23 protein-coding genes, 1 tRNA gene and 1 pseudogene are annotated in these 22,849 nt (G+C 59.8%); 17 read left to right on the forward strand and 8 right to left on the reverse strand.

The window, feature by feature from the left end; translation table 11 throughout:
* The first annotated feature begins 78 nt into the window (after positions 1–78).
* Complete coding sequence (locus AB5287_RS01745) at positions 79–2,334, forward strand: GTP-binding protein (protein ID WP_368220451.1); 2,256 nt, start codon at positions 79–81, stop codon at positions 2,332–2,334.
* Positions 2,335–2,342: 8 nt separating this feature from the next.
* Here the strand turns inward: AB5287_RS01745 and AB5287_RS01750 are convergent, their stop codons facing one another.
* Positions 2,343–2,993: an alpha/beta hydrolase gene (locus AB5287_RS01750; RefSeq protein ID WP_007053270.1), complete on the reverse strand. Its 651-nt coding sequence runs from the start codon at positions 2,991–2,993 to the stop codon at positions 2,343–2,345.
* 227 nt (positions 2,994–3,220) lie between these two features.
* Here AB5287_RS01750 and AB5287_RS01755 point away from each other — a divergent pair, with 227 nt between their 5' ends.
* From AB5287_RS01755 to AB5287_RS01780, 6 genes are all read left to right on the forward strand, one after another.
* Positions 3,221–3,880: an amino acid ABC transporter permease gene (locus AB5287_RS01755; protein ID WP_007058318.1), complete on the forward strand. Its 660-nt coding sequence runs from the start codon at positions 3,221–3,223 to the stop codon at positions 3,878–3,880.
* Positions 3,867–4,541 carry an amino acid ABC transporter permease gene (locus tag AB5287_RS01760; protein WP_007058670.1) on the forward strand — a complete coding sequence of 225 codons (675 nt, stop codon included), beginning with the start codon at positions 3,867–3,869 and terminating at the stop codon, positions 4,539–4,541. The genes AB5287_RS01755 and AB5287_RS01760 overlap by 14 nt, the downstream gene beginning before the upstream one ends.
* Positions 4,534–5,325, forward strand: coding sequence for an amino acid ABC transporter ATP-binding protein (locus AB5287_RS01765; protein WP_007053273.1), 792 nt, complete (start codon positions 4,534–4,536; stop codon positions 5,323–5,325). The genes AB5287_RS01760 and AB5287_RS01765 overlap by 8 nt, the downstream gene beginning before the upstream one ends.
* Positions 5,326–5,390: 65 nt before the next feature.
* Entirely contained in the window at positions 5,391–6,293 is a 903-nt protein-coding gene (locus AB5287_RS01770; RefSeq protein ID WP_007056925.1) for a cysteine ABC transporter substrate-binding protein, read from the forward strand.
* Between the two features lie 235 nt (positions 6,294–6,528).
* Positions 6,529–7,767, forward strand: coding sequence for a PLP-dependent aspartate aminotransferase family protein (locus AB5287_RS01775; protein WP_007053275.1), 1,239 nt, complete (start codon positions 6,529–6,531; stop codon positions 7,765–7,767).
* Positions 7,768–8,010: 243 nt separating this feature from the next.
* Positions 8,011–8,262 (forward strand): mycoredoxin, encoded by a 252-nt coding sequence (locus AB5287_RS01780; RefSeq protein WP_007054033.1) that lies wholly within the window; start codon positions 8,011–8,013, stop codon positions 8,260–8,262.
* A 110-nt stretch (positions 8,263–8,372) separates the two neighbouring features.
* Here the strand turns inward: AB5287_RS01780 and AB5287_RS01785 are convergent.
* Positions 8,373–8,692, reverse strand: a pseudogene (locus tag AB5287_RS01785) (Rrf2 family transcriptional regulator).
* Positions 8,693–8,702: 10 nt separating this feature from the next.
* Between AB5287_RS01785 and AB5287_RS01790 the strand changes: the two are divergent.
* The 4 genes from AB5287_RS01790 to AB5287_RS01805 all read left to right on the forward strand — a co-directional run bounded on the left by AB5287_RS01790 (position 8,703) and on the right by AB5287_RS01805 (position 10,695).
* Positions 8,703–8,888, forward strand: coding sequence for an NADPH:quinone reductase (locus AB5287_RS01790; RefSeq protein ID WP_041080713.1), 186 nt, complete (start codon positions 8,703–8,705; stop codon positions 8,886–8,888).
* Positions 8,889–8,946: 58 nt separating this feature from the next.
* A complete protein-coding gene (locus AB5287_RS01795) occupies positions 8,947–9,201 on the forward strand; it encodes an NIL domain-containing protein (protein ID WP_236717088.1) in 255 nt (84 codons plus the stop codon).
* Positions 9,202–9,366: 165 nt separating this feature from the next.
* A complete protein-coding gene (locus AB5287_RS01800; RefSeq protein WP_007053280.1) occupies positions 9,367–9,636 on the forward strand; it encodes a PLP-dependent transferase in 270 nt (89 codons plus the stop codon).
* Between the two features lie 159 nt (positions 9,637–9,795).
* Positions 9,796–10,695 carry an SPFH domain-containing protein gene (locus tag AB5287_RS01805; RefSeq protein ID WP_007053281.1) on the forward strand — a complete coding sequence of 300 codons (900 nt, stop codon included), beginning with the start codon at positions 9,796–9,798 and terminating at the stop codon, positions 10,693–10,695.
* Positions 10,696–10,761: 66 nt separating this feature from the next.
* On the opposite strand, the gene AB5287_RS01810 is transcribed toward AB5287_RS01805, so the two are convergent.
* Positions 10,762–11,607, reverse strand: a complete 846-nt coding sequence (locus AB5287_RS01810; protein ID WP_013410436.1) for a patatin family protein — start codon at positions 11,605–11,607, stop codon at positions 10,762–10,764.
* A 128-nt stretch (positions 11,608–11,735) separates the two neighbouring features.
* Positions 11,736–12,530: a glutamate racemase gene (gene murI, locus AB5287_RS01815; protein ID WP_007053283.1), complete on the reverse strand. Its 795-nt coding sequence runs from the start codon at positions 12,528–12,530 to the stop codon at positions 11,736–11,738.
* A 107-nt stretch (positions 12,531–12,637) separates the two neighbouring features.
* On the opposite strand from murI, the gene dapF reads away from it, so the two are divergent.
* Positions 12,638–13,531: a diaminopimelate epimerase gene (dapF, locus tag AB5287_RS01820; RefSeq protein WP_007053284.1), complete on the forward strand. Its 894-nt coding sequence runs from the start codon at positions 12,638–12,640 to the stop codon at positions 13,529–13,531.
* Between the two features lie 5 nt (positions 13,532–13,536).
* Here the strand turns inward: dapF and AB5287_RS01825 are convergent, their stop codons facing one another.
* Positions 13,537–14,274 (reverse strand): vitamin K epoxide reductase family protein, encoded by a 738-nt coding sequence (locus AB5287_RS01825; protein WP_021975457.1) that lies wholly within the window; start codon positions 14,272–14,274, stop codon positions 13,537–13,539.
* A gap of 137 nt (positions 14,275–14,411) precedes the next feature.
* Between AB5287_RS01825 and AB5287_RS01830 the strand changes: the two genes are divergently transcribed.
* Positions 14,412–15,305, forward strand: a complete 894-nt coding sequence (locus AB5287_RS01830) for a PHP domain-containing protein (protein WP_007053286.1) — start codon at positions 14,412–14,414, stop codon at positions 15,303–15,305.
* 60 nt (positions 15,306–15,365) lie between these two features.
* Here the strand turns inward: AB5287_RS01830 and AB5287_RS01835 are convergent, their stop codons facing one another.
* The gene (locus AB5287_RS01835) at positions 15,366–15,590 is read right to left on the reverse strand and encodes a DUF3107 domain-containing protein (protein WP_007055412.1); all 225 of its coding nucleotides are present in this window, start codon (positions 15,588–15,590) and stop codon (positions 15,366–15,368) included.
* 148 nt (positions 15,591–15,738) lie between these two features.
* Positions 15,739–17,394, reverse strand: a complete 1,656-nt coding sequence (locus tag AB5287_RS01840) for a phosphotransferase (protein ID WP_065438576.1) — start codon at positions 17,392–17,394, stop codon at positions 15,739–15,741.
* A 145-nt stretch (positions 17,395–17,539) separates the two neighbouring features.
* Here AB5287_RS01840 and AB5287_RS01845 point away from each other — a divergent pair, with 145 nt between their 5' ends.
* Positions 17,540–19,114: an ATP-dependent helicase gene (locus AB5287_RS01845; protein WP_008782659.1), complete on the forward strand. Its 1,575-nt coding sequence runs from the start codon at positions 17,540–17,542 to the stop codon at positions 19,112–19,114.
* A gap of 72 nt (positions 19,115–19,186) precedes the next feature.
* Here AB5287_RS01845 and AB5287_RS01850 read toward each other — a convergent pair whose 3' ends face one another.
* Positions 19,187–20,932: a zinc-dependent metalloprotease gene (locus tag AB5287_RS01850; RefSeq protein ID WP_007055437.1), complete on the reverse strand. Its 1,746-nt coding sequence runs from the start codon at positions 20,930–20,932 to the stop codon at positions 19,187–19,189.
* A 220-nt stretch (positions 20,933–21,152) separates the two neighbouring features.
* Between AB5287_RS01850 and AB5287_RS01855 the strand changes: the two genes are divergently transcribed.
* The 3 genes from AB5287_RS01855 (at position 21,153) to AB5287_RS01865 (ending at position 22,803) form a co-directional block, all read left to right on the forward strand.
* Complete coding sequence (locus AB5287_RS01855; RefSeq protein WP_368220513.1) at positions 21,153–22,034, forward strand: S16 family serine protease; 882 nt, start codon at positions 21,153–21,155, stop codon at positions 22,032–22,034.
* Positions 22,035–22,149: 115 nt separating this feature from the next.
* Complete coding sequence (locus AB5287_RS01860; RefSeq protein WP_007053292.1) at positions 22,150–22,566, forward strand: DUF3052 domain-containing protein; 417 nt, start codon at positions 22,150–22,152, stop codon at positions 22,564–22,566.
* A gap of 163 nt (positions 22,567–22,729) precedes the next feature.
* Positions 22,730–22,803 (forward strand) — tRNA-Val (locus AB5287_RS01865).
* The last annotated feature ends 46 nt before the right edge of the window (positions 22,804–22,849 follow it).

A 22,849-nucleotide genomic window follows, 5' to 3' on the forward strand; every position in this document is an offset into this window, starting at 1 on the left:
ATTCCCTCCCGGTTTTTCTCGGATATATTGGTTAGGCGGCCGGCAATTGCGCGGCGCATCGGGAAGGGAGCACAGCTGATGAAACAGATAGTGGCAGGCATCGTGGCGCATGTGGACGCGGGCAAGACCACGCTGTCCGAGGCGCTGCTCTACCGTACCGGTGAGATCCGCAAATTGGGGCGAGTAGATCACGGCGATGCGTTTCTGGACACCAATTCCTTGGAGAAGGCGCGAGGCATCACGATCTTCGCGCACCAAGCGTTGGTTGAACACGGCGACCTGCGACTGACCCTGCTGGATACGCCGGGGCACGTGGACTTCGCAGCCGAAACCGAACGGGTGCTGCGTGTGCTTGATTACGCGATTCTTGTGGTCTCCGGCACGGATGGCGTGCAAGGCCATACCGAGACACTGTGGCGTCTGCTGGCCAGATACGGTGTGCCGACGTTCATCTTCGTCAACAAGTGCGACGCCGCCGGATTCGACCGCGAGGCCATTCTGGCACAGTTGCGCAAACGCCTGAGCGATGCGATATATCCGCTGCCGGCAATGGAGCAGTCCACTGAGGGCAGCGCGGTACCGTTGGACGCGCTTGCCGAGGATATCGCCACCCTGGACGAGGAGGCGATGAACGACTATCTGGAACATGGCGCGCTGTCCGTGGACAGATTGCGATCGATGATCGCCGTGCGCGAGCTGTTCCCCGTATATTTCGGCTCGGCATTGAAACTCGAAGGAGTCGAGGAATTCCTGGACGGGCTGGAGACGTTCACCCGCGAACGTGAATGGCCGGCCGCCTTCGCCGCACGCGTGTTCAAAATCGCCCACGACGGCCAGCACAACCGTATGACGTGGCTGCGCGTCACCGGCGGTGCGCTCAAAGCCAAGGAGATCGTCTCTTCATCCTCGTGCGCCGCGGCGTCGACAGCACCGTCGCCGGTACAGGGGGATGATGGCACGGTATGGTCCGAGAAAGTCGATCAGGTGCGCGTCTACAATGGCGCCAAATTCGAGACGGTCACCGAGATACCTGCCGGATCGGTGTGTGCGGTGACCGGACTGACGCGGACCTTCCCCGGCGAAGGGCTGGGAGCGGAACCGGACGCCGAATCACCGTCGCTGCAACCCGTGTTGACCTACACGGTGTTGCCCGCCGGAGCGGAATCCGATACGGCCGGCACCTCGGGAGCGGCCAAACGCGGTGGCGCCGGCCATAACAGCGTGAATCAGGACGATGCCGAGCATGATGCCGCCAAGTCGGGAACCGGCCGCAATGAGGAGAACGACACCGCTCGCCAGACCGCGGCGGACAATAGCTCGCCGGCCCGTCCCCAGTTCGATGATCTGACCTTGCATAAGGTCATCACCGCATTGCGTGAGCTGGAAGACGAAGACCCGTTGTTGCATGTGGTGTGGGTGGAACGGCTGGCCGAGATTCATGTGCAATTGATGGGCGCAGTCCAGCTGGAGATCATCCAGCAGACCCTGCACGACCGGTTCGGTCTGGATGTGTCGTTTGGCCCCGGCTCCATCCTGTACCGTGAGACCATCACTGCGCCAATCGAAGGCGCAGGTCATTTCGAGCCGCTCCGTCATTATGCCGAAGCACATATCCTGCTGGAACCAGGGGAGCCGGGCAGCGGAGTCACTGTGGCCTCGGCCCTGTCCGAAAACGATTTGGACCGCAATTGGCAACGGCTGATTCTGACCCATCTGACCGAGCGTGAGCATCTCGGTGTGCTCGTTGGCGCGCCGCTCACCGATATCAAGATGACTTTGGTGGCTGGCCGCGCGCATCTGAAGCATACCGAAGGCGGCGACTTCCGCCAAGCCACCTATCGTGCGATTCGTCAGGGGCTTATGGAAGCCAGAGCTGGAGTCAGTGGCCGGCCCGAGACGCCGGTCGAGAGCCGTCCGGACACCGCAGGGGAGGGCAACTGCCGACTGCTGGAACCGTGGTACCGGTTCCGGCTCGAAGTGCCAGCAGACATGATCGGCCGTGCCATGAGCGACATCCAGCGCATGGCCGGCACCTTCGAATCCCCGGTCACCGATAGCGAATACGCCGTGATCGAAGGCGAGGCGCCGGTGTCCGAGATGCGCGACTATGCGATGGACGTGAACCAGTACACGCACGGCCATGGCCGTTTCTCCGCCACCTTCGGCGGATACAAGCCATGCCATGACGCCGAACAGATCATCGCAGCCGCCGCTTACGATCCCGAAGCAGATCTGGACAACACCCCCGACTCGGTCTTCTGCGCCCACGGTGCCGGCTACCCCGTCAAATGGTATAAGGTCCCTGAATTCGCCCACGTAGACTACGCCATGTGAGGTGGTGACTACCAAATCTGCGGCCGAATGAATCCGTTGGTCTCCAAGAACCGTTGAATATCGCGCATTTCCGGCATATTAATGGAATGGGCCATGCCCGGATACACTTGTTCGGTCAACGTGCCGTGCTCGTGCCAGAACTCACCCATCGCCGTCACATCGGCTTTCGGGAAGATGTCGTCTGCAGCACCATGCCCGTAGAACACCGGCGGCTTCAACGCAGCCAGCTCGGCGTCTCCAGAGACCGGCCCCGGAGCCAACCAGCCGGAGCAGGAGACCGCTGCCGCATACCGTTGCGGATTGCATCGCAAAAGATGCGCGGCCAAGAGGCCGCCCTGCGAGAATCCCATGGCAACCACCGGCCGAGTGGCGGGAATATGCTCCGCAACCCATGCATCAATGGCTTGGGCGGCTTCAGTCGCCTGCTTGTCTAATGATTCGCCCTCCGGCACACCTTCATGCGCCCACGCACCGAACCATGTATATCCCATGCCATAGGCGATGGGTGCCTGCAAACTGGCATAATCAGCCGAACCGGCACCGCAATAGTTCAGCAGATCGGGCAAATCGTATTCATTGGAACCCCAGCCGTGCAACAGCACGAACACCGGAGCGGTTTCGGGACCGGTCAAACGGGTCAGAGCTTTGGTGATCTTCATAGCCTCAGTGTATCCACCGTTTGGGCGACAATAATGCCCTGATGTTCGCCCATCGAGTAACGTCCCATAAGTAATGCGTATAGCGCAGCGGCCGTGCCACGTGTTCTGATACTCTACGATGACACGGCAGGGGGACAGGTATGTTCGGCCCCCGAAATCGTACATGGGTGGCTAAGACCGTTTATGCGCAGGAGAAGAAACGAGAAGCAAAGGAAGGAGCGCGCCCAATGACATTCGATTGGTCGTTCGTGCAGCGTTACGCGCCTTTCTTCGTCAACGGCACATTGATGACCTTATTCATATCCGTGTTTGGCATATTGCTTGCCATCGCGGTGGGTCTGGTCTGCGCTGGCGTGGAAATCGCGCGTATCCCGGTCGCCCGGCAAATCGTGAGAATCTACATCGAACTCAGCCGCAATACGCCATTGCTGGTACAGCTGTACTTTCTGTACTTCGGCCTGCCCAAACTCGGCGTAGTATGGTCCGCCGAAACCTGCGCGATAGTCGGCCTTGGATTCTTGGGCGGTTCCTACATGGCCGAGGCAATGCGCGGCGGATTGGAAGCGGTGCCCAACGTGCAGCGCGAAACCGCGTACGTGCTGGGACTGACTTCCACGCAAACCATCACCCGAGTCATTCTGCCGCAAGCAGTGTCCACCGCCATTCCCGGCGTAGTGGCCAATGTGATCTTCCTGTTTAAGGAATCGAGCGTCGTCTCCGCCATTGCGCTCGCCGACGTGATGTACATGGCCAAGGATCTGATCGGCATGTATTACAGCACCTATGAGTCGTTGTTCATGCTGGTCGTGGCCTATCTGGTGATTCTGCTGCCGATTTCCATCTTCGGCACATGGTTGGAGCGGAGGTTCGATTATGAGCGGCGCTGAAATACTGCTCCAGCCGGGCGTATTCCCACGTCTGTTGCAAGGCCTGTGGGTCACCGTGTGGATAGCCGGCGTATCCGTAGGCGCGTCCATCCCGGTCGGCCTGTTGGTGGGCTGGTTGATGACGCTGAAGAATCCCGTGATCCGGGCCGCGATGCGCATCTACCTCGACTTCATCCGCATTATGCCTCAGCTGGCGTTGCTGTTCCTTGCCTACTACGGTTTTGCTCGATGGTTCGATTGGAATCTCGATGCCACCGGTGCCTGCGTGCTGGTGTTCATCCTGTGGGGAGGCGCCGAGCTGGGCGATCTGGTGCGTGGCGCATTGCAGTCGATTCCCAAAGTGCAGTACGAATCGAGCTACGTACTGGGGTTGAGCCCGTGGCAGACCTTCTCCCGGGTGATTCTGCCGCAGGCTGTTCGCCGTATGCTGCCGGCATCCGTAAACTTGGCGACACGTATCGTCAAAACGACATCATTGGCCGTGCTGCTCGGTGTGGTCGAGGTCATCAAGGTCGGCCATCAGATTATCGACGCGAACCGATTCCAGTTCCCGACTGGAACCTTGTGGATTTATGGCGTGATTTTCTTTATGTACTTCATCGTGTGCTGGCCGCTGTCCATTGTGGCCCGCCGACTGGAAAAGAGGTGGTCGAATGACTGAACCCGAAACGACCTGCAAGGGTTTCGAGGTGAATCATCTGGTCAAACAGTATGCGAATGCCGACAAGCCGGTGCTGGATGACATCTCCTTCAAGGTGGAGCATGGTTCGGTGCTCGTGGTGCTGGGTCCTTCCGGCTCGGGCAAGTCGACGCTGCTGCGCACCATCGCCGGTCTGGAACCGATTCAGGGCGGCACGATTTCCATCAACGATCAGGTGATCGATGCCGGCAAGCCTGGCACGGAACGAGCCGGACGATCCGACCGGTCCAGTGAACTGCGCACGCGTATCGGCATGGTGTTCCAAAGCTACGATTTGTTCCCGAACAAAACGGTGCTCGGCAACATCACCATGGCGCCGGTGCTCGTGCAGAAACGCGATAAGTCCGAGGTGGAGGCTGAAGCGATCCGGTTGCTTGGCCGCGTGGGACTTGCCGATCGCAAGGACTCTTGGCCGCACGAATTGTCCGGCGGTCAGCGCCAGCGTGTGGCCATTTGTCGTGCGCTGATTCTGCACCCGGAAGTACTGCTGCTCGATGAGATTACGGCGGCTCTCGACCCCGAAATGGTGCGTGAAGTGCTCGACGTGGTGCTCGAACTGGCCAAGTCCGGGCAGACGATGCTTATCGTCACCCACGAAATGCAGTTCGCGCGAGCCATCGCCGACCACATCATCTTGCTGGACGGCGGGCGCATCGTCGAGGAATCGTATGATGCGCAGGCGTTCTTCGAACACCCGCAAACCGAACGTGCGCAGCAGTTCCTGCACACCTTCGAATTCGAGTGATTCGATTGTGCCATATCGACGTATTTGAGAAGAAATATCAATAACAACAAGAGAAGGAGAACCCAATGAGTATCAAGGTTGGGAAATCATTCAAAGCACTGATTGCCGCAGGCGCGGCATTGGTAATGGCGGCGTCCATGGCCGCATGCGGTCCGTCGGCAGGCACCCCGAGCGAAGCGAAGTCCTCTGACACGGGCACCAGCTCCAGCGCCAATGCCAAGGCCCGCAGCCTCGACGAGATCAAGAAGAGCGGCAAGATCAAGATTGCCGTCTTCTCCGACAAGGCGCCATTCGGCTACGTGGACAAGGACGGCAAGTACCAGGGCTATGACGTCTACTTCGCCGAACAGCTGGCCAAGGATCTGGGTGTGGAGCCGGAATACACGTCGGTTGACCCGGCTGCCCGTGTGGACGTGCTCACCTCCAACAAGGTCGATCTGGTGCTCGCCAATTTCACCGTCACCGATGAGCGCAAGGAGAAGGTCGACTTCGCCAAGCCGTACATGAAGGTGGCGCTTGGTGTGGTCTCCCCGGAGAGCGCCCAGATCACCGATGTCAGTCAGCTCGACGGCAAGACCCTGATCATCGCTAAGGGCACCACCGCCGAAACCTGGTTCGAGAAGAACGCGCCGAACGTCAAGCTGCAGAAGTACGACCAGTACGCCGATGCCTACAACGCGCTGCTGGACGGCCGTGGTGACGCCTTCTCCACCGACAACACCGAGGTGCTCGCCTGGGCCAAGTCCAACAAGGGCTTCAAGGTTGGCATCACCCACCTTGGTGACGACGACACCATCGCGCCCGCCGTGCAGAAGGGCAACACCGAACTGCTGAACTTCGTGAACGACGAGATCGTCAAGCTCGGCAAAGACAACTTCTTCCACAAGGATTACCAGGAGACTCTGGAGCCGGTCTACGGCAACGAAGTCAACCCCGATGACATCGTGGTAGAAGGCGGAGCCGTCTGACGGACAGTCCGGTGGACTGTCCGTAGGCGACGCCGAGCCGCGGCAGCGGCGAGGTGTGTTGGGCCGGTCGTCAGGCCGTCCATTCTTGCAGGACGGAGAGGTCTGATTATACCCGTCCATAACCAACACATATAGCAACGCCGGCCTTCGGGCCGGCGTTTTGCGTTAAGGTCGTAATCGTGCCGCGCGGGGAACGGCTTCGCGCAGATGACGCAACACTTTAAGGGGGTGCGCAATGACCAGGTTCAACACTCAGCTCGTCCACGGACTGCCGGTTGGAGACAACAACACCGGAGCCGTGAACCCGCCGATCTACAACTCAACGACATATGCCTTCGAGAAGGTTGACGCGATGCCCCGCTATGACTACGCACGAAGCGGCAATCCCACACGTGACTTCCTGGAACAGCAGATCGCCCAGCTCGAGCAGGGAACGCGTGGTTTTGCGTTCGCCTCCGGTCTCGCGGCGATTCACGCGGTGCTGAGCATTTTCAAGCCCGGCGACCGCATCGTGGTCGGTGACAATATTTATGGCGGATCGTATTCCCAGCTCAATGAGTTCTTCACTCGCTGGGGAATCCTCGTCGAGGCCGTCGACACTCAGGACATCGCAGCATTGGAGGCCGCCGTCAAGGGCGACCGCGCGAACGGCATCGTGCCTGCCCAAGCCGTCTACTTTGAAACCCTGACCAATCCTCTACTCAAGGTGAACGACGTGCGCGCCATCTCCACGGTGGCCCACCGTTTCGGGGCGCTTTCGATTGTGGATAACACGTTCGTGACCCCGTATCTGCAGAAGCCGCTTGCTTTGGGTGCCGATGTGGTGATTCACTCCGCCACCAAGTATCTGGCCGGTCATTCTGATGTGAACGCCGGTCTGGTGGTCGTTTCCGGTGAGGATCTGGCGAGCCGCGTGTACTTCGCGCAGAACCGTTTGGGTGGTGTGTTGGCTCCTGCTGAGTGCGACGCGGTGCGCCGCGGCATTCAGACGCTGGCCCTTCGCATGGATCGTCAGCAGGAGAATGCCAATGCCATCGCCCGCTACCTGCTGGTGCATCCGCTGGTTAAGGCGGTGCATTACCCGGGTCTGCCCGGCGCAGGCGACCAGCGTCTGGCTGCCAAAGGTCTCAAGGGGGCCGGTGGCGTGTTGAGCTTCGAGGTCGTGCCTGGCGTTGATCCGGCTGACGTGCTCAACAACCTGCACCTGTTCCGTCTTGCTGTGTCGTTGGGTGCGGTGGAGTCTCTTGCCGAGCTGCCGTGTCGTATGACGCATTTCGAACTGCCTCGCGAGGAGCGTCTGAAGATCGGCATCACCGATGAATTGGTGCGTCTCGCCGTTGGCATCGAGGACGCCAACGATCTGATCGAAGATCTCGGCCAGGCGTTCGATATCGCTTACGCCCGTTACATCGATCGGCATGCCGACTTCGACGTGTTCCAACAGCTGACTTCGGGGGGTGTTTGCCTGATCTAATTCTTTTCTGCCTATTTTTCTACTCCTGGGGAGCGGCGTCGGTTGTGCCACACCGGAGCCGCTTTTTTATGCTCTGGTTCCGCCTCCGCTGGCAGAGGGCTGTCGGCGTAGCCGACTGGGGTGGTTAAGCGGACCGCCCGCATTATGCCAACCGCGATATCACAGCATCCCCGTTACGATGAATACGGTTTGATAGTGCACCGCGTAAAAGTCAAGCGCGGCGGAACAAAGAAAGGACCCGATATGACCATCGACGTCTACGGTGCCACATGGTGTGGCGACTGCCGCCAGGCAAAGAACACTCTCGACAAACTGGGCGCGGCATACACTTGGCACAACATCGAGGAAGAGGAAGGTGCCGCCGACCGTGCCGTGGCGATCAGCGGCCAGATGCACATTCCGGTGGTGCGGTACGATGACGGCTCGTTCCAAGTGGAACCCTCTGCAGTGGATATCAGGAACAAGCTGCAGGAGCTGGGGCTGCTGGCTGACTAGGAATCCGTGGTCTGAGCTGCATAAGGCGTGCGTCATCGATCGGTCTTGATGGCGCACGTCTTATCTGTTTATGCGGATCAGAGAGTAGGGGGCTTACGCTTCGGTGCCCACTACTGTTCCAGTTGCCGGGCTTTGACCCCAATGCGATTTCGGTAGTCGGCAAGCATATTGGCAAGCGTAACTTCCCTCATGGAATCCGACATGGCTTTGGCCACTGGAGCATACGCATCTTTGAGAACGTCGTGGATATTCCGAGCCACGGGGCATGTGTGATTTCCTCTCTCGTGGATGCCGATCACATCATCGAGGTTCGTGGATTCCACTGCCTGATAGATATCGAGCAGAGTGATTTCCTTGGGGGGCGGGCAAGTTCGGCACCGCCGGTTCCGCGTGCCACTGTGATGAGCCCCGCGCGTTTGAGCGCTCCCAAGGCGTTACGAATGCTGACGGCGTTCGTCCCGGTGCTTTCGGAGAGCAGCGCGCTGGGCGCCGATCGTTATTTCGACTATCGCATCGAGAACTATGCTGAAGCTCTTTTTGACGCACCGGTTGACCATGTCATCGACACCTTAGGCGAAACGGCAAAGTTGTTATCCGGATGGAGTGACCGAGCGTCTTTGCGCTGATTGCTGATTTGATATGCGTTATCGCCAGATATGAAAAGAGAACCATGACTCCCTTTTGATGAGATTGTCTGAAGGTCAACGATTGGTCCGGATGCAATATGTGTCCAAGGAAGTTTCTGAAGCGTTGGTGTCGCAAATTACTAAAGGGTTCGGCATCGATGTCAACATAATCTTTGGAGATATCGACATCGTCGCGGATACCCCGATAGGGGGCATCGTGGCCATTTTCGATGGTGAACCGGTACGGATTGACGCGGCTTTGAATTATTTGAGGCAGCGTAATATTGCGGCCGAGGTGCTGAAAGAGGGCTAGGCAGCTTGGTGTGTTCCGGCATTCGGCGGATATTCTATAGCCATTGCTTATAAGCGCGCATTGACAATTGCGATACCGATGTGCCGGTGTCGCGTACCATGACTTGCTAAGTTCGGGAATAGAGTCGAGCCCGCCACAATAGAGCGGCATGAGGAAGAAGGATTAATGGGCGTTGATTTCCGAACGCAAGCCATCCACGCCGGCTACGAGCCGCTGGATAACGGCCGTGCCGCTGTGCCGCCAATCTATGCCTCGGCCGCATTCGACCTGGGTGACGCGGCGCGCGGCGATGCGCTCGCGGGCGGTGACATCGACGGCTTCGAGTACTCCCGTGTGGCCAATCCCACTGTCGATGCACTGGAAAAGCGGCTTGCCGCGCTGGAGGACGGTATCGGCGCCGTGGCTGTCGGCTCAGGCATGGCCGCAGCATACTGATTGGATGCCGCACTTTTTTATAAGAAGCCAGCATGCACACATAGTGAACAGTTGTACACATATGCGTACGATGTCTACCGCTTTGTTTTGAACGCTGATACGATGGAAATCACGAGTCGAGGCCGAGGGCGGTTTCGACGTGGGTGAAGGGAAAACATCATGGCCGTATTCTTTGCTGGTCCGCTGATTATCATCGTGCTACTCATTGTTCTGCTGTCTGCCGCACTCTTCGTCGTGCCGCAGCAGCAGGCGTACATCATCGAACGCTTCGGCAAGTTCCTTAAGGTGCAGTTCGCCGGCATCCATATCCGCATTCCGTTTGTGGACCGCATCGCCATGAAAACGAACATGCGCGTCAACCAGCTTAACGTGCAGCTGGAAACCAAGACGCTCGACAACGTGTTCGTCACCGTGGTGGCCTCCACCCAGTTCCGCGTGAACCCGAACGATGTGGCCACCGCCTACTACGAGCTGCGTGACCCGGCCGGTCAGCTGCGCTCCTACATGGAGGACGCGCTGCGTTCCGCTATCCCCGCACTGTCTTTGGACGATGCCTTTGCCCGCAAGGACGATGTGGCGTTCGACGTGCAGAAGACCGTGGGCGCCGAAATGAGCCGTTTCGGCTTCACCGTGGTCAAGACGCTGATCACCGCCATCGACCCGAGCCCACAGGTCAAGAACGCGATGGACTCCATCAATGCCGCCCAGCGTGAAAAGGAAGCCACCCGTCAGCGTGCCGAGGCCCAGCGTATCCAGATCGAGACCCAAGCCGCCGCCGATGCGGAGAAGACTCGCTTGCAGGGTGAGGGCCAGGCCAATTACCGCCGCGAGATCGCCAACGGTATCGTCGACCAGATCAAGAGTCTGCAGGCTGTGGGCATGAACATCAACGACGTGAACAACGTGGTGCTGTTCAACCAGTACCTCGACGTGATGCGCTCGCTGTCCGAATCGAACAACACCAAGACCGTGGTGCTGCCCGCCTCCACGCCCGGCGGTTATCAGGATCTCTACGAGCAGGTCACCAAGGCCATGCTCACCGCTTCCGAGACGAAGTAATCACCCCGTTTGCGAATCCCCATCCATCGATAGTGAAGCCCCTCCAAGCGAGGGACTTCACTATCGCTATGCCTGAAGGAATGCCGGAATGGCCTCGGCCGCCGCGTATCCCTTGCGATACATCATTTCCAGGCCCTCGAAGTTCTTCTTCAGGGTGTTGAGACCATACAGGTCTTCGGGTGCGAGGATCAGCACTTTGCCTTCCGCCTCGTAATGCTTGGCGAGTTCGAGTTCGTCGTTGTAGGTCTTGTAGCGCATGCGCAGCTTCTCGGCCGCGGCGGGGTGGGAGCGTTCGAGGATGCGGGCCGGAGCCAAATCCTTCTGCTGCTTGCGCACTTCGTTACGCAAGCGGGACAGAATCAGAATCACGCGATCGTAGCCGTCCTCCAGCGCCTTCTGCACCGGCACCGGATCAGCGATGCCGCCATCGAAATACGGCACGCCATCCACCACATACGGCTCGCAGGCCACCGGCACGGCGGACGAAGCCTTGATGATGTCGAAATCATCAAAACGCACGCGCGATTTGTCGAAGTACTTGGTCGAGCCGTCCTCGGCATTGCAGGCCACCACGGTGAACCCGGTCTCATTGGCCTCGAACGCCGCGAAATCCAACGGATTCTCGCCATCGTGATTGCTCAGCGTGCCGTAGATGTAGTCGAGGTTGGCAAAGTTGTGGTTCTTGAAGAAGCTTTCCGCACTCGCGTACTCCTTGCGGAAGGCGTACTTGGTGTAGAAGGTGTGGTTGCGGCCGTGCTGGCGTGCGATGAATGAGGTCATATTGGCCGCGCCGGCGGAAACGCCGTAGCACATATCCACGTCGATGCCGTCCTCCAGCATGCGGTCCATAACACCACAGCCGAAAATCGCGCGGAACCCGCCGCCGACATCAATCATCGCCGTCTTTGTCATACCAACCCCCTGTTCACTTGAATCTGGTATGAGCTTACGCGTGCTGCACGGACAACGATATGGGCAGTGTGCTGTGAATTTGTCTGGTTCTTCCTTGGCTTCCCTCAGAGAGGGGAGCCAAGAACGGCTCATACGTTCAGCAATTTGCGTGACAACTCGGCAATCCGTTCGGACGGATCGGAATTGGCGAGCTCCACGCCGCCGGTCGCGTCTTCGGGTGCCAGTTTGCCCAGGGACTCCAACACCACGCCCAGATGGCGCACGGTACCCTCATTGCCGTCGATGACAGCAGCCCGTTCGGGCAGCAGCTCGCGGAAGTAGTCGCGGTAGAACACGAAATGCGTGCAGCCCAGCACCACCGAGTCGATATGCTCCATGTCGTACTGGTCGAAGTAGCCGTGCAGCGTGCGCATCACCAGGTCATGGTCGCCGAGCCGCCCGGATTCCACGATCTCCACCAAGTCGGGGCAAGGCTCCTTGAAAATCGTGTTGTTGGAATCGAATCGATCCATCAGTTTGGCGAACTTCCGCTCACGCAAGGTCAGGGGAGTGGCCGCCACAATCACCCTCTGGGGAATATGATGCGGGTCGGAAGGCACGTCACCACGGTCGCACGCCACTTTCAGGGCCGGCTCCATGCCGATGATCGGAATATCGTAGTGTTCGCGCAAATCGTTCACCGCGGCGGAAGTGGCGGTGTTGCATGCGATGACCACGGCCTTGACGCCTTGACGCACGAACCGTTCGACAATATCGAAACTCAGGGCCCTCACTTGTTCAGGCGTCTTGATGCCGTACGGTGCGTTGGCCGAATCACCAAAATACAGCACATGCTCGGCCGGCATATCCTTGGCGATTTGGCGAGCCACGGAAATACCGCCAAGACCCGAATCGAATACGCCGATTGGAGCCGAAGAGCTCATGCCTGAATCCTCCCTATAGCCATGCCTGCAACCGTATGTTGCCGCGACCGATCACAAAGCCGATTGTTTTGCGGTGTTGTTTCGCTCCCTAGAGTACTCTGAAAGCCATGAGTCTTCCGCAACGAGTAACCAAGACACACGCAACCGGCAATGATTTCGTGGTATACCTCGACAAGTCCGGCAAATTCGAGCCTACCGCCGATGAGGTCCGATTCCTGTGCGACCGTCACTTCGGCATTGGCGGTGACGGCCTGATTCGCCTGACACGGCCTGATTTCGTGTCTGATTTAAGCGATGATCAGCTTTCGGACGTACTGGCCGGGGGCACGAAATGGTTCATGGACTATCGCAATGCGGATGGATCGTTGGCGGAGATGTGCGGCAACGGTACACGCGCCATCACCTTGTTCGCTCAGCGTGAGGGTGTGGCCGACTCCACCGAGCCGTTCCGCCTCGGCACCCGTGCCGGCGTCAAGATTCTGACGCCACGCGGCAATATGAGGCCGTACGGAGCCAACGTGTTCCAGGTCGAAATGGGGGAGTGGAAGATCGGCGAAACCGACGCCTACGAGGTCACCATCCCCGGCACTGAGGGCTCGGCGCGCGGTACGTTCGTGGATATGGGCAACCCGCATGTGGTCGCGGTGATCGAGGATGCCTTCGCGTCCCTGCCAGTGGTTGAATCACTGGATTTGGTCACCAAACCAGTGGTGGCTCCGGTCATCGAATCCGACCAGAACGTGGAATTCGTGCGGGTCGACGACATCGACCAGAACACCGGCGTGGGTGAAGCCACGATGCGCGTCAACGAACGTGGCTGCGGCGAAACCCTGTCCTGCGGCACCGGCCTGTGCGCCACAGGCATTGTGCTGCGGGCCAAGACCGGCATCAGCCACTGGGACATCACCGTACGTGGCGGTACCCTGCGCGTGGACGTCACCGACAGCGACGTAAAGCTGACCGGAGCAGCCACGCTGGTCGCCGATATCGATTTGTTGTAAAGGAATCAGGCAGCGAACAGGGCCGCGCCTTCGGTGACGATGATGAGTACCACGATCGCCACGATCCACAGTATATCGACCATGAGGTCGATGTTGAGGCGGTAATACTTATTGAGTCCGGCCGGCACCATTGCGACCTCAGCCTCACCGTCGCTATCATCAGCCGCCACAGCTTTACGTGACGGCAATCCCTGCACGGCCACGGTCGCATGGCTCAACGCCATGAACTGGATGGTGGTGGAGAACATCAGGGTCAGGCACCACGGGCACAGCGCGTGAATCACGAACAGCGACTGCGTGCTCAGCCAGTACGAGTAAGCCAAAGCGGCCAGTCCGCCCAGCCACGTGCAGGTCGCGAACCAACGCGGCACCTTCACACGCGCCAGACCGATCACCGCGATGGTAACGAACACCGATTCGGCGGCGATGCCGAAGAACGCGTTCGGATAGCTCAGCCCGCCGAATTTCACGATTTCCGCCTGCCAGGACTGGGCCACCGCCGAACAGGACACCGCCGAGTTCAGATCGCAGCCGAGCGCGGACTCCGGATGCCGAGCCAATTGCAAAGTCTCAGCGGACAGAATGAGCGAGGCCCCCAACGCCACTGCCGAGGCAATCAGCATGATGAGATATGTCCAAGTGGCACTGTGGCGCCATCCAATCAACGGTCGTGCCTCCGCCAAGCCAAGCGGCGTGGTGTTCGTGGTGCTGGATGATGTGTCGGTTGCGGTGTTACGAGTCATCATGTCCCTTTCGATAGCGCTGCGCTCCAGATTAGCCTCTGCGGTTGTCAGCTGGGTGCCGAATGTCTGGTTTCGGCCGTTGGCAGAAGGTGACGACCTGTCTGCGCCTTGCGTGGGAATGCTGAAATGAGGTTACGATGGAAGGTATGACTGGATATGTGATGCCTTTGGAACCGCCCGCCGTCGGGTGGGACATCCACTGCCATACCGCCTTCTCGGATGGCACGGAAACGCCGGCCACGTTGGCCGAACAATCCAAGGCATTGGGACTCAAGGGCGTGGCCATTTCCGATCATGACACCACCGCCGGCTGGCCGGAGGCCGAAGCCGCGGCTCATAGGGTCGGTTTGCCGTTGCTCCGCGGCACCGAGATCACCGCCACGGATGAGAACGTCTCCGTGCACATGCTCGGCTACCAGTATGATCCCACGAATCAGCACATCACGGACTTGTTCGCCAATACTCGAGCCGCACGGTTGCAACGCACGCAGCGCATGGTCGAATTGTTGTCTCGTGATTATCCGATTACCTGGCAATCCGTGCTCGCCCAAGTCAAGGAGGGTGGCAAAACCACCATTGGCCGGCCTCACATCGCTGATGCTTTGGTGAGTGCCGGCGTATATCGGACTCGTTCGGAAGCGTTTGCGGATGCGGTCAGCGCCTCATCCAAATACTATATTCCCACGCCTTCGCCGACCTCTCATGAAGTGGTGGCCGCCGTCAAGGGAGCAGGCGGTGTGATTCTGATCGCCCATGCCGGTGATGTGAGCCGTAACCGCAGACTGTTGTCCGATGACCAGATCGAGGCATTGATCAGCGAAGGACTGGACGGGCTGGAGGTATGGCACCGTGGCAATTCACCGGAGCAACGAGAACGGCTGCTCACCATCTGCCGCCGGCACCAGCTGCTGGTCACCGGTGGGTCTGACTGGCATGGCAAAGGCAAACCGAACAAACTGGGGGAGAACCTCACCGACGAGGCCACTGTCGAAGAGATCGTTCATCGCGGCGTGCTTCCGCTATATCGGTGATTCAGCAATACAAAAGCGGCCTTGAGATAATGCCCAAGGCCGCTTATGCGCGATTCATGGTCACAGCGTGCCGAAGCCGACGGCGTGCTTGGTTTCGGAGCCGATGATCGCGTAACCGAGTGCCTTGGCGGGCACGATGATGCGACGGCCCTTGTCATCGGTCAGATCGATCGTCGTGTTGTCGGCCACGGCCTGCGCGATGGCCTGGCTCACATTGTCGGCTGATTCGTCGGTGCTGAAGTTCACCGGTCGTGCCACGTTCTGAATGCCCAGTTCGATATCCATATAAGGCTCCTTGTTCTGCCGTCTTTGTGACGAACATCATGGTAAGTGGCCGTCGCCGGCCGAGGTTCTGTACTCTATTGTGCCGCGTGTCTGCGTCGTCATGTGCGGTGTTACGCGCTCGGCGTGGCGCGGAACACCGTACACGACATTATTTGGATGATGTGGACGATTCGGCCAGCGGATTGCCCTCGCTGTCATACCCGTCCAACCCGGCACGGGCATCGCGCAGAGCGCGTTCTTCCCGCTCCAACAGCGGAATCACCGTGGTTTGGGCACTCGAGGCTCCGTACTGAACGAGACTGTCCGGAGTATCGTCATTCACCGCATCGTCGGTCGGGGCGGCGGATTGAGACGCAGGGGAAGCGTCGGTTGACGTCGTGCCGCTATGCCCGTTCATACTGAGGAGCTCCTTCAGCGTGATCGTCACCGAAGAATGGGAAGCGCCATGTGAGGGCTGCGGTTTGGTCGATCCCGTACCGGTTGCGATGCCGGAGACATTCGCTTGCGGGTGATTGGCGGTCCGGTCAGCATCGGGTTCGACTTCCGGGGTAAGATCCACGTCGCCAGCGGCCACGATGTCAGCGGAACCGGTGCGATCGGGATCGGGCGTGTCGTCCGAGACCTCGGCCGCCGCGGTACCGGTGTCGGACTGCTGCGGTTGTGCGGGTGCCTGATGACGGTCGTCCTGCAACAATGTGCCGACGGTGATTGTGGAAGGCAAACCGGGCTTCGTTGACGAGGCGGCGGCCGACCCTGCGGCTGGGGCCGGTGCCGGAGTGTGCTTGATCACGCCCAACTGGTGTGCGAGTCGTTCGACCTGTGCCTTGAACTGCATGATGTGATCGTTGTCCGCACGGTTCAACGCCTGAATGAATTCGCCCACCTGTTCCATCTGCAGCCACAGGTTGGCCCTGAGCATGATGAGATCGTCAAGTCGAGAGCCCATCATGCGGCCGTATGCGGAAAGCACGGCGTTGCGATGGGATTCGTCGAGCTTGCCGAAAATCCAGGCAAGGTCTCGTGCCGGATCGTTGACCTGCATATCCTGCCAGTTGGTCACCGTGGTGATGGTGGAACCGGAGAACAGGAAGTCGCCGTCGGAAAATCCGCCGTGAACCGTGCAGGTGGAGAACGACCACAATCCCTCGGTGTCCATGATGCGCGCCCAGCTGTCGGTGATTTCTTGGGGAACATGGCCGGCGGAGCGTAAGCGGCGAATCCAGGCGGTCAGCTGCGAACGAATCTGACCGGTGGTAACTACCGGATATTTGGCATTGGCCAGAAAAGTCGAAGGCAGGCGATGAATGGCTCCGATGGCGGTGCCGACGGCCGCGCAGTCATCCAATGTCAACAGGTCGAGAGGCCGCGCCTGGCCATCACGGTGGACGGCAATCATCACGGTCGTCTCGCCTGTGGGACCGGGCTTGCGCGGGGTCAGCGGTGTGGACTCCGCCTGGGTCTGCTGCCCCACGGCCTGTGCGGTGGCCGTCTGGCCGGGTCGGGAAACGTCTCCCGGGGCGAACGCGACCACACGGTCCATATCGAAGCCGAGGCCACCAGGCTCGCGCGCGGCTGCCAGTGTCTGCGCCGCTTTCACACGGCGAATCAGACGCGTACGCCCTTCCTTGGTATTAGTGGCGTATACGTCGTACAACTTGCCTGAGGCATCTTGGATCACGGTCTGATCGATGCCTTTGGCCTCGTCGGTTGCGCTGGCCTGCACGTTCTCGCGTACGCCGGCCACCCCCAGATTCGGCAGGACGGCTGAGGCGAGTGCCGCCAACATATAATCGCTACGTTTCATCACCCTTCCACACTAATACATCCGTGGCGATTCGCACCGCAGAATGACACGCAAAACGCATGATTCTGGCGATGTTTTGTCGTGAGTCCGATTCAGCCATAGGCATGAGTCGTGCCGTGAGCGCGAATCGTGCCACAATGGACGCATGGAACAGGCGCAGGGGATTCTTGAGGGGCTCGATGAGCGGCAGCGTACCGCCGCGACTACGTTGCAAGGGCCGGTGCGCATTATCGCCGGCGCAGGTGCCGGTAAAACACGCACGGTCACGCGGCGAATCGCCTATGCCTGCGCCACCGGGGCATGGAAGCCGGAGCGGGTGCTTGCCGTCACCTTTTCGGTAAAAGCGGCGGCGGAAATGCGCGCACGATTGGGCCAGCTCGGCGTAGGGGGAGGTACTGGACGTTCCGGTTTGGGTGCGGGAACTGCCGGAGTCACGGCCGCGACCTTCCACTCAGCGGCATTGCATCAGCTCAACAGCGTCTGGGCAGACATATGCGAGGCTCCATTTCCGCATGTGATCGAAGATCAGCGTGACGTCGTCTCCCGCGCGATCATCCGCGCCACCGCACGTACCGATGCCGATCCGCTGACCGTTCGCGATGTGCTCGCCGAAATCAATTGGGCCAAAATCTCGTTGGTGGCGGTGGAAGATTATGCCCGGGCATGTGCCATCGCCCATAGGCAGCCGCCCGCCGGACTCGACACCGCTCGGTTCGCCGACGTCTACAGCGCCTACGAGCAGGAAAAGACCTCGCGTGGCGAAATCGATTTTGACGATATTCTGCTGCTCGTATGCCATATCATGGATGGTTTTCCCGAAGCCGCCGCCCAAATTCGTTCCACCATCGGCTGGCTCACCGTCGACGAGTATCAGGACGTCTCGCCCCTGCAACACAGGCTGCTGACCCTGTGGCTGGGCGGGGGAGGACCTGACGGCAAGAGCGCAATGAACCGCAACGTATGCGTCGTGGGCGATCCGGCCCAGACCATCTACTCGTTTGCCGGTGCCTCCAGCTGGGATCTGCTGCGTTTCGCCGATGAATTCGGGCCGCTCGCCGCCGATGTCAATCTCAACACCGACTATCGTTCGACGCCGGAAGTCGTGAACCTCGCCAACCGGGTGCTTGCGGCCGCGCCGAACCGTGAGGATTACCTGAAACTGGTTTCCGCCCGTGAATCCGGCCCGCGCGTTACCCGAACCGCTTATGAGAGCGATATGGAAGAGGCACAGGGCGTGGCGGCACGCATAGCCCGGTTGGTTGCCAACGGGGCCAAGCCGTCCGATTGCGCGATCCTCACCCGCATCAACGCCCAACAGCCGGTATTCGGTGCCGCCTTGCGCGCTGCGAGACTGAAATATCGCGTCCGCAAGGATTCGGGATGGCAATCATCCGCGCTCGCCGACGATGCCGCGTCCAAACGCGCACTATTGGAGGCGATGGGTTTGGACGCCACCGGACTTGCCGCAAACGACGATCTCGGGGTTACGATTTCCACGATCCACGCATCCAAGGGTCTGGAATTCAAGCACGTGTTTCTGATCGGCTGTTCGGAAGGGCTCTTGCCGTATGGTTCGCCGGAAACGGGGGATGCGCTGGAAGAGGAACGCCGGCTTATGTATGTGGGCATCACCCGAGCTGAGGATTCGCTGCATTTGTCGTATGCACGGACCAAGGATGGTTATGGAGTGCAGCGCAGACGCCCATCACGATTTTTGTGACGGGCGTCTGTAATGCATACTGAATGCTCCTGAACGTCGTTCAGGAGCGGGAATTGGCTGAAGGCCGGTTGACTATGCCTGCGTATCCTCCGAGTTGCCGTTTTCACCGTCTTCGCCATCTTCGCCGAGCAGCTTGGACAGTTCGGCATCCCAATCGATATCGCCGGTCTTGCCATCTGCGGCAGGGTGAGAAGCGGAACCGTTGGCATCGGAAGAAGAACCTGAAGGGGCGTCGGATGACGGAGACGCGCCATCTGCGGGCTTGTCGCCAGGCAGCGAAGGCAGCAGATCGGGATGCGACCACTTGGCGTCACGGCCTTCAGGGCCTTCGGCGGCGGTGATCATCTCCCATAGCCCGGTGGCCTCGCGCATGCGCTTGGGACGCAGCTGCAAACCGAGCAGACTTTCGAACGTACGCTCGGCGGGGCCACCCATCGCGCGCTCGCGGCGCATCATCTCACGCAACTGTTCGATATGAGGCAGATGGGCCATACCGGCGCGCCACACCACGCAATCCACCCAGCCCTCGACCATAGCCAGCAGCGATTCCAGCGAAGCCAGCGCCTCGCGCTGTTCGGGAGTGTCGGGGATGCCGACCTTGGTGAGATTCACCGCGCCGGAAATCGACTCCGGATCCATTGACGTGGCGTCACGCAGCTGTTCCTCCATCGCATCCAGATCAATGGAGATGCCGCGTGCGTACTTGCCGATGAGCGCCTCGAAACGCGGCATCAGCCACGGTACCGAGGCATACAGGCGGGCGTGAGCCATTTCCTGCAGGGCCAGGAAGGAAAGCACTTCAGATTCGGGGATTTTCTCGGTGGTCTCGAATCCGGAGAGCGCAGCCTCGAACGCGGCGGCGTCGGCGGCATCGGCGGAAGCATCAGAGCCGGAGACTTGGGCGGTACCGTCAGTTGCCGGAGTATCGCTGTTGCCGGCCGAAGTGAAGCCAATGGGATTGGCAGAAGCGTCGGTGGATGTGGAGAACGGATTGACCGAGTCGGTTGAAGTGCCGGCCGTGTCGGCCTCGGCCGCAGAAGCCTCACCGTTCAGCATCTTCGCGTATTCGGTGGCGTTCTGGGCAATCAGTCCACCAGCCGGGTTCTTCAGCAACGCGATGCCCTGATCGAAGCTGCCATGCACTTCATGGCTCAGATTGCCGGCCGCATGCCCCAACTGCATGGCAAAGGACGTGTTGCCCAGCAGCTTCATCAGTTGGGCTGGGTCTTTCATACCGTCGGGAATCGGAATCGGCACCGGTCCGGCGAACATGCCGGCAATCTCGCCATCGCCGAACGCGCCGCCAAGACGCTCCGAAATCACCGAAGCCAAAGCGTCGTTCATCGACTCGGCCACAGGAGCTGCGAACTTCGCCCACTGGTCGATGGTGCCCTCCACCCAGCCGGCGCGGGTCAGCACATCCGGATCGCCGGGTGCGGGATTGAACTCGCAGGCGGTATCCAGCCACAGGTTCGCCTCACTCATCGCGCGGCGAGCCGCCTCGCCATCCACGGCGGACACGCTGGATGCAGAACCGGAGGCGTTGGCCTGCTGCAAGGCAATCGACTTGGCGAGCTTGACGTTGATCGGCCCTTCCTCGACAGTGCGCTGCATATCACCCATCGTGTTGAGTCCGCCGGCGCTGAACGCGGCCATCATCTGCTGGACTTCAGATGGATTGGGCAGTCGGCTGGGGTCCTGACTCATCAGCTGTTCACGGATCTCCTCAGGCAACTGGCTGATCTGCTGCCAGGCCATCTCACCCTGAATGGGGCCGAAGCATTTGATCAGCCACTCGTGAATCGCGTTGTCGTCCATGCGTATCCTTCTTTGCCGCGGTGTGTTACCCCAAGTGTAGGGTCTGCCCGGGCCTGTTCGCTTGTGGCCGAGCATTATTTTCGGTTTATGTTCGTTTTCGGCCGATTTCGGCCCTCCGCTTACACTGTAGGGTATGTTTGCACGCCACAGGAATCAGGAACCAGACCTCGTCCAGGAGCAGGAGAGCCCGACTGCGGATTCGGAAGCGGGAGATGAGCACATGCCATCGTTCGAAGTGAAGCATGATTCGCGCCTATCTCGTGGAATCAGCCGTGCTCGGGCCTATGCGGCCGCTCGTTCGAAACGCCATTTCGTCGGTGCATTCGCCGTGTTGCTTGGTGTGGTGATTCTGCTGCTGCCCAGCCCGTACGTCATCGAGATGCCCGGACCCACCCAGGATGTGCTGGGCAAAGTTGAGGATGGTGCGGTTATCGACATCACTGGTACCGGCGTGACGACGTATAAGGATTCCGGCAAGCTGCTGCTGACCACGGTGAACGCGTCCGGCGTGCCCGGGTACCCGATCATCAACGCGCAGGCCGTCTGGGGTTGGTCCAATCCGCAGGTGGAGGTCATGCCGCGTGAGGCCACGGTACCGGTGGGCCAGAGTGCGGACCAGTATCAGAAGAAAGTCGAACAAGACATGGCCGGTTCCCAGGATTCGGCCAGTGCCGTCGGTCTGGCGTATGCCAAAGCCCATGCGGACGAACTGGGCATTGACGCCAGTGCATTGCAACACGCCAAGGTGACGATGCACGTGGACAGCATCGGCGGGCCGTCCGCAGGCATGATGTACACGCTCGGTCTCATCGACAAACTCACCCCCGCCAACGAGAGCGGCGGCAAGACCATCGCCGGCACCGGCACCATAGACAAGGACGGCAAAGTCGGCAGAATCGGCGGCATAGAGCTGAAGATGCTTGGCGCCAAGCGCGATGGCGCCACATGGTTCCTGGCCCCCGCGTCGAATTGTTTGGATGTGGCAGGCCGCGTGCCGGATGGTCTGCGCGACGTCAAGGTCGCCACGCTGGACGAGGCGTATCAGGCGTTGGTGGCCATCGGCAAGGGGCAGGCCGACGATTTGCCTCATTGCGAGGCATGACACGCGCGGCCAGTCGTTGTTTCTGGTGAGACGACTCGCATGGGTCTGCCCACAATGCGGCGATTTTCGGCCGCGTTAACGCATTTGTTCGCGAAGACTTGCTAATGTGTCCCCTGTGAATCAAACGGCATCACAGAACGCTGAAGAATTTGGTTTCGAGCCCGGCGATATCGTCCAGGAGTGGCTCTGGGACGACGACGTGGACGATTCCATTCGTGCCCAGATTGAAGAGCTCACGGGCGAGGATCTCGTGGACGAGGACTACGACTCCGCTGTGGACGGCGTCATCGTATGGTGGCGCGACGGCGATGATGAGGACGAATTGTCCGATACGATCGTTGACGCCTACGCGGTACTGGGCAATGACGGCCCGCTGTGGATACTGACTCCCAAGCCCGGCCGCCCGGGTGCCGCCAGCTCGTCCACCGTGCAGTCCGCTGCACAGACCGCCGGTATGAACGCCGCCACCCCGCTGACCGTCAGCTCGGACTGGAACGGCATCCGCCTGCGCGCATTCGGCAAGGGCCGCTGATAAGCCTCAATCAATACGCTTGACTTTAAGCGTGTTGACCGGCGTCGTGTGCTGCGTAGTGCTGCTGGGCGTGACTGAATGTCATTGCGATTGAGCGCTACGGCACGCGTATGCGACACCACGTGTCGCGCAGTGCTGGCCATACGCTATTGTTGTCATTTGCGGGCAATTAGCTCAGTTGGTTAGAGCGCCACCTTTACACGGTGGATGTCGGGGGTTCGAGTCCCTCATTGCCCACTTTCATTTTTCATCGCTTCATGGAATCCCCTCATTCCACGGATAT

Source organism: Bifidobacterium sp. RTP21102st3_E2_RTP21102_210122 (assembly GCF_040916945.1).
Taxonomy (GTDB): Bacteria; Actinomycetota; Actinomycetes; order Actinomycetales; family Bifidobacteriaceae; genus Bifidobacterium; species Bifidobacterium longum.

What these genes read in the sequence shown, in the direction of transcription:
- AB5287_RS01825 (WP_021975457.1), bottom strand. Translation starts at nt 14,274, where the DNA reads ATGACTCGTAACACCGCAACCGACACATCATCCAGCACCACGAACACC.
- AB5287_RS01765 (WP_007053273.1), top strand. Translation starts at nt 4,534, where the DNA reads ATGACTGAACCCGAAACGACCTGCAAGGGTTTCGAGGTGAATCATCTG.
- AB5287_RS01855 (WP_368220513.1), top strand. Translation starts at nt 21,153, where the DNA reads ATGCCATCGTTCGAAGTGAAGCATGATTCGCGCCTATCTCGTGGAATC.
- AB5287_RS01780 (WP_007054033.1), top strand. Translation starts at nt 8,011, where the DNA reads ATGACCATCGACGTCTACGGTGCCACATGGTGTGGCGACTGCCGCCAG.
- AB5287_RS01750 (WP_007053270.1), bottom strand. Translation starts at nt 2,993, where the DNA reads ATGAAGATCACCAAAGCTCTGACCCGTTTGACCGGTCCCGAAACCGCT.
- AB5287_RS01835 (WP_007055412.1), bottom strand. Translation starts at nt 15,590, where the DNA reads ATGGATATCGAACTGGGCATTCAGAACGTGGCACGACCGGTGAACTTC.
- AB5287_RS01830 (WP_007053286.1), top strand. Translation starts at nt 14,412, where the DNA reads ATGGAAGGTATGACTGGATATGTGATGCCTTTGGAACCGCCCGCCGTC.
- AB5287_RS01800 (WP_007053280.1), top strand. Translation starts at nt 9,367, where the DNA reads ATGGGCGTTGATTTCCGAACGCAAGCCATCCACGCCGGCTACGAGCCG.
- AB5287_RS01845 (WP_008782659.1), top strand. Translation starts at nt 17,540, where the DNA reads ATGGAACAGGCGCAGGGGATTCTTGAGGGGCTCGATGAGCGGCAGCGT.
- murI (WP_007053283.1), bottom strand. Translation starts at nt 12,530, where the DNA reads ATGAGCTCTTCGGCTCCAATCGGCGTATTCGATTCGGGTCTTGGCGGT.
- AB5287_RS01790 (WP_041080713.1), top strand. Translation starts at nt 8,703, where the DNA reads ATGCTGACGGCGTTCGTCCCGGTGCTTTCGGAGAGCAGCGCGCTGGGC.
- AB5287_RS01810 (WP_013410436.1), bottom strand. Translation starts at nt 11,607, where the DNA reads ATGACAAAGACGGCGATGATTGATGTCGGCGGCGGGTTCCGCGCGATT.
- AB5287_RS01850 (WP_007055437.1), bottom strand. Translation starts at nt 20,932, where the DNA reads ATGGACGACAACGCGATTCACGAGTGGCTGATCAAATGCTTCGGCCCC.
- dapF (WP_007053284.1), top strand. Translation starts at nt 12,638, where the DNA reads ATGAGTCTTCCGCAACGAGTAACCAAGACACACGCAACCGGCAATGAT.
- AB5287_RS01805 (WP_007053281.1), top strand. Translation starts at nt 9,796, where the DNA reads ATGGCCGTATTCTTTGCTGGTCCGCTGATTATCATCGTGCTACTCATT.
- AB5287_RS01795 (WP_236717088.1), top strand. Translation starts at nt 8,947, where the DNA reads ATGAGATTGTCTGAAGGTCAACGATTGGTCCGGATGCAATATGTGTCC.
- AB5287_RS01840 (WP_065438576.1), bottom strand. Translation starts at nt 17,394, where the DNA reads ATGAAACGTAGCGATTATATGTTGGCGGCACTCGCCTCAGCCGTCCTG.
- AB5287_RS01755 (WP_007058318.1), top strand. Translation starts at nt 3,221, where the DNA reads ATGACATTCGATTGGTCGTTCGTGCAGCGTTACGCGCCTTTCTTCGTC.
- AB5287_RS01775 (WP_007053275.1), top strand. Translation starts at nt 6,529, where the DNA reads ATGACCAGGTTCAACACTCAGCTCGTCCACGGACTGCCGGTTGGAGAC.
- AB5287_RS01770 (WP_007056925.1), top strand. Translation starts at nt 5,391, where the DNA reads ATGAGTATCAAGGTTGGGAAATCATTCAAAGCACTGATTGCCGCAGGC.
- AB5287_RS01745 (WP_368220451.1), top strand. Translation starts at nt 79, where the DNA reads ATGAAACAGATAGTGGCAGGCATCGTGGCGCATGTGGACGCGGGCAAG.
- AB5287_RS01760 (WP_007058670.1), top strand. Translation starts at nt 3,867, where the DNA reads ATGAGCGGCGCTGAAATACTGCTCCAGCCGGGCGTATTCCCACGTCTG.